At 66.1% G+C, this 1,082-nt stretch carries 1 protein-coding gene; it reads left to right on the forward strand.

Annotation, left to right across the window (positions count from 1 at the left end; genetic code table 11):
- Positions 1 to 90: 90 nt before the first annotated feature.
- Positions 91 to 1,082: glucose-6-phosphate dehydrogenase (locus ACWDU1_RS32525; RefSeq protein WP_450004247.1), on the forward strand; the 992-nt coding region annotated here is incomplete at its 3' end.

A 1,082-nucleotide genomic window follows, 5' to 3' on the forward strand; every position in this document is an offset into this window, starting at 1 on the left:
CGAGGGCGTGGACAAGTTCGAGAAGTCCTGGGAGGAACTGCTGGAGGCCACCACGGCCGAACTGCGGTCAGCAGGAGGTAACTGACGCCCATGGCCGGCGCTCCGGAGAGCACGCAGACGGCATCCGGCACCCCGTGGCGTAATCCGCTACGGGACGGCCGGGACAAACGGATACCGCGTATCGCGGGACCGTGCAGCATGGTGATCTTCGGTGTCACCGGAGATCTCTCCCGGCGCAAACTCATGCCGGCCATCTACGACCTGGCGAACCGGGGGCTGCTTCCCCCCGGTTTCGCCCTGGTCGGGTTCGCCCGCCGCGAGATGTCGGACCGGGATTTCGGCGAGATCGTCCACGACGCGGTCCGGGCCCACGCCCGGACCCCGTTCCGCCAGGAGGTCTGGGACCATCTGGCCGAGGGATTCCGTTTCGTCCAGGGCACCTTCGAGGACGACGAGGCCTTCGCCCGCCTCGCCGATACCCTCGCCCGGCTCGACGACGAACGCGGCACCGGCGGCAATCACGCCTTCTACCTGTCGATTCCCCCGAACACCTTCCCGGTGGTGCTCGATCAACTGCACCGCCACAAACTCACCAATACCGCCGCTATCGAGGGCCGGGCGCCCTGGCGACGGGTGGTGATCGAGAAACCGTTCGGTCACGACCTGGACAGTGCCCGCGAACTCAACGCACTGGTCAACCGGGTGTTCCCGGAGGAGACGGTATTCCGGATCGACCACTATCTCGGCAAGGAGACGGTCCAGAACATTCTGGCGCTGCGCTTCGCCAACCAGTTGTTCGATCCGATCTGGAACGCCAACTACGTCGACCACGTACAGATCACGATGGCCGAGGACATCGGCCTCGGCGGCCGTGCCGGCTACTACGACGGCATCGGCGCCGCCCGCGATGTGATCCAGAACCATCTGCTGCAACTCCTCGCGCTCACCGCGATGGAGGAACCCATCAGCTTCGAACCCCGCCAGCTGCAGAACGAGAAGATCAAGGTCCTCTCCGCGACCAAACTCGTGGAGCCGCTCGACGAGACCACCGCCCGCGGGCAGTACGCCGCCGGGTGGCAGGG

It is taken from the genome of Nocardia sp. NPDC003345, assembly GCF_053589395.1.